We start from the raw sequence: 3,799 nt of genomic DNA on the forward strand, positions 1-3,799 counted from the left end.
ATATCGCTCCTTCGGTGGAGAAGTGGAGGCGTCAAGCACCCCCACGATATGCCGCCTTTCCGATTCCCGCCGTCACCAACTTTGGGCGATAGCTCAGCGGCTTCACTGACCTATCACTCCGTGGTAGAAGCGAAGCTGGACGGTAGGCTTACGGACTACTGCCCGATTGTTAGTAGGCAATACTTAGCAACCCGCCTCCATACTTTAGAACGAACTTTCTGTTCTTCCCCTGACTCGGGGGCGGGATGTTTTGCGACCCGCGTCACTCACTCGTCACAACGTGTCTACCGCGCGATTGCCAATGTCTGCTCCGGGGTCAGTCGCGTCAATTTGCGACTCGCCAATCACTTCTTGTTTGCCCTCTATTCCGGATATGTCGCTGCGCCGCAATAGCTGACTGATACGGCCAGAAGGCGAAATGACTGAATTGCCGGCTTAAGTTTCCTTTATCCCTAGAAGCGGACACGCCGCAGACATCGGGATACACCCGACCCCTAGTCCGACGGCAGCCCGTTCTCGGTGGCATGCGCTGTCGCCGCGAGGCCAGACTGGCCGTTCGCTTCCCAAGGGCAACTCGGCAGATTGGATCGTAAGCGTAGCTCTGCGGCCCTTTTGAATCGCGCTTGACGTCTATTTTGTTCGCGTGGCGCGTCGCCGCGGTTTCCATGTGTCGGACAACGCGTTGACGGCGGCCTCGAGGGCCTTCCGGTCGATCACGTTGGGATCGAACCGCTCCGGGCCCCAGCGGCGCATATTTTCGTGCTCCGGATGAGCAGGGTCGCTGATGGCGTCGAGGTATTCGGCATAGCCTGGCGCACCACCGACGTCTTCCGGAGGACAACGACCGGCGGCCTCGAGCAGGAAGGGCATGCCCTCCGTCGTGGTGTTGTCGAACCATTTTTCGAGCTTGATCACGTGATCCCAGCTGTCGCCGAAGTCATAGAGATAGTGGATCGTCTTGGCGCCGGTCTCTCGAACGATATCGCAAAGCCGCGCTTTACGGGCATCCATGGGCTGGTGGCCGTAATCATTGTCGGGGTCGGGAATCCCCCAATGTGCCTCACCAGCGAAGAACTCGAAGAGGTGACTGTTCGTCCAGCCGAATGCCTCCTGAAGCGTCAGATGCAGCCGATCAAGGCGCAGCGTGAGCGGCACGACAAGGCGACGCATCACCTCCGGTTTTACGTCCTTGAGGGTCACCTTGATCCGGACCGCGGTCGTGTTCAGGCTCATGCCGCCAGCCTCGGATCGTGTGCATGCATCGTGTAGATCGATGCCCAAGGGAGCAGTTCGTCCAGTCGCGCCGCAGGCCAACCATTGACGAGCTTCGCGAGAACATCAGCGAGCCAGTGCTCGGCACTGACGCCATTGAGCTTACAGGTCTCGATTAACGAAGCCAGAACTGCCCAATTCTCGGCGCCCTCGTCGCAACCGGCAAAAAGGGAGTTCTTGGCGTTGAGCTTGATCGGCCGCATCGCACGCTCGACAGCATTCGTGTCCATCTCGATGCGCCCGTCATCAAGATAGAGCGTCAAGCCGTCCCAATGACGCAGCGCGTAACGCAAGGCCTTCGCCGTGTCGCTCTTCTGTGCAAGGTGATCAAGCTTGGCCTCAAACCACTGCTTCAAGGCTGTAGCCAGAGGTCGGGCATGCGCCTGCCTGCCAGCACGGCGCTCGACATCTGATCGGCCGCGGAGCGCTTTTTCGACCGCGTAAAGTTGGGCGATGCGCTCAAGAGCCTCGCGGGCAACCGGAGCTGGCGCCGGAGCGGCCTCGCGCTCGATCTTCACAAACTGGCGCCTCAGATGCGACCAGCAGAAGGCGAGCGTCCCGGACAAGGCGTCCGCACGCGTCTCTCGGGTCATAGTCTTGTAAGCCTGATAACCGTCGCAGTGGATGATGCCGCGAAAGCCCTCAAGTAGCTGCAAGCCATGAACGGCCCCACGGCCCGGCGCATAGGCGTAAACCACACCAGGTGGGTCAGGTCCGGCCCAGGGCCTGTCATCGCGTGACAGCGCCCAGAAGTAGCCGGTTTTGGTCCTGCCGCGCCCCGGATCCAATACCGGTGCGGGGGTCTCGTCGACACAGAGCTTCGAAGAGGCGAGCAGAAGCTGGCGCAGACGATGCCACAAGGGCTTCAATTCCTGGGCGGCGTAGCCGACCCAGAAGGCGAGCGTGGAACGGTCGATGGCGATACCGTGCGTCGCCAGCATCTGCGCCTGGCGGTAAAGCGGCAAATGCCAATGATACTTGGCGTCGATCACATGCGCGACGAGCCGCTCGGTCGGCAGTCCTCCCCTGATCAATCGCTCGGGAGCAGCGTGCTGGAGGACGACGCCGTGACAGGCGCGGCAGGCCAGTTTGGGGCGGCGGGTGACGATGACGCGATACTGCGCCGGTACGACGTCCAGCCTCTGGCTCTCATCGTGACCGATCTCAAAAAGGTCGCCTGCGCAGCACGGGCAGCAGGTTGCAGCGGGCATCAGGGTCTCGATGATGCGCGGCAAATGCTCCGGCAGCTTGCCACGATTGGCCCTGCGCTCGGCAGCTCTCTTCTCGCGTGCTTTGGGATTGGCGCGGTCCTCGGCTGCCTCGAGAGCCGCGACAGCCTGATCGGTATCCTCCAGAACAAGCTGGAGCTGATCAGCGTCAAGCTTTTCCGAGGATCGACCGAACTGCGCGTCTTTTGCAAGCTTGAGCAACCGCTCGAGCCTGGCGCAGCGATCCAGCAGAGCCGCGGCAAAGGCACGCAACTCGGCTGGATCGCTCGGCAGCTCATCAGGCAAATCACTCATTGGCCCGAGTCTGTCATGCTTCGCGCCCCGATGCAGCGAAGATTTTATGTCCTACGCAAGCGCTTTCGGCTGCAGGATTCGAGGCGCATGCATGCGTGTCCAACCCATGCCGGCCAGAAGCGCGGACAACTGCGCGGCGTTCATTCGCATGACGCCGTCAACCACCGGCGGCCACTTGAAGGCGCTGCCCTCAAGCCGCTTCCAATACAGCACGAGGCCACTACCATCCCAGACAACAATCTTCACCCGATCAGCGCGCTTCGCACGGAAGACCACCGCCACGCCCTTCATCGGATCGTGGCCCAGCGTCTCCTTCGCCAACAGCGCCAGGCCATCTGCGCCCTTCCTGAAGTCTACAGGTCGGGTCGCAACATAAATCATGAGGCCAGCGGGAGCCGTCAGCATGAACGTGTCCGGCGCAACGCAACAAACACATCACTCAACACGGCAAGGCCAGGCGTCCCTCGCACCTCAACTCGTGCCCCATGGAGCTCAACCGTCACAACGGCTGCTTCCGGCGACCCGGAGGGAGCTGCAGCCACCGATGGCGACGATTCCGACACCAACGGCACAAACGACAGTGCTCCCCCCGCAGCTGGCAGCACCAGTTGACCTGAACGCGCCCGGCGCCGCCAGTCATGCACCTGCTGGGGCCGGCAGCCATGGCGACGTGCGATATCTGTTACGATCGCGCCCGGCTCGAGACTGTCCGCGACGATCTGCGCCTTCAAATCATCTGGCCACTGTTTCCGGCCGCCGCCGGCGTACACTTCTATGCGCGGTGACAACGGTCGTCTTATGTCGTCCGAATGGTCGTCCATTGTGAGCACCCTTGCAGAAGATGACTCTTCTAACGGCGCTCATAGGTCTACGCACAAACAATCTGATGGGCCTCGCAGCCCCGCTTACGCTTCTCGGACTTCGCGCCGAACTTCTCGCGTCGCAATTCGCCGAGGATGACCTCCAGCCGACGCCGCGCTTCCTCCGACGCCGCCAGCGCCCCC

At 61.6% G+C, this 3,799-nt stretch carries 4 protein-coding genes; all 4 read right to left on the reverse strand.

What is annotated here, in order from left to right; translation table 11 throughout:
- Nucleotides 1-630: 630 nt before the first annotated feature.
- The 4 genes from ABIB99_RS44360 to tnpA are packed head-to-tail and all read right to left on the reverse strand — an operon-like array spanning nt 631 to nt 3,616.
- Entirely contained in the window at nt 631-1,233 is a 603-nt protein-coding gene (locus tag ABIB99_RS44360) for a plasmid pRiA4b ORF-3 family protein (protein ID WP_247532437.1), read from the reverse strand.
- The gene (tnpC, locus tag ABIB99_RS44365) at nt 1,230-2,795 is read right to left on the reverse strand and encodes an IS66 family transposase (protein WP_354182284.1); all 1,566 of its coding nucleotides are present in this window, start codon (nt 2,793-2,795) and stop codon (nt 1,230-1,232) included. The genes ABIB99_RS44360 and tnpC overlap by 4 nt, the downstream gene beginning before the upstream one ends.
- Before the next feature lie 51 nt (nt 2,796-2,846).
- Complete coding sequence (gene tnpB, locus ABIB99_RS44370) at nt 2,847-3,200, reverse strand: IS66 family insertion sequence element accessory protein TnpB (RefSeq protein WP_354182286.1); 354 nt, start codon at nt 3,198-3,200, stop codon at nt 2,847-2,849.
- Nucleotides 3,194-3,616 carry an IS66-like element accessory protein TnpA gene (gene tnpA / locus ABIB99_RS44375; RefSeq protein ID WP_231144167.1) on the reverse strand — a complete coding sequence of 141 codons (423 nt, stop codon included), beginning with the start codon at nt 3,614-3,616 and terminating at the stop codon, nt 3,194-3,196. The genes tnpB and tnpA overlap by 7 nt, the downstream gene beginning before the upstream one ends.
- Nucleotides 3,617-3,799 lie beyond the last annotated feature (183 nt).

The organism is Bradyrhizobium sp. LA6.1, from assembly GCF_040547805.1.
GTDB lineage: Bacteria > Pseudomonadota > Alphaproteobacteria > Rhizobiales > Xanthobacteraceae > Bradyrhizobium > Bradyrhizobium barranii.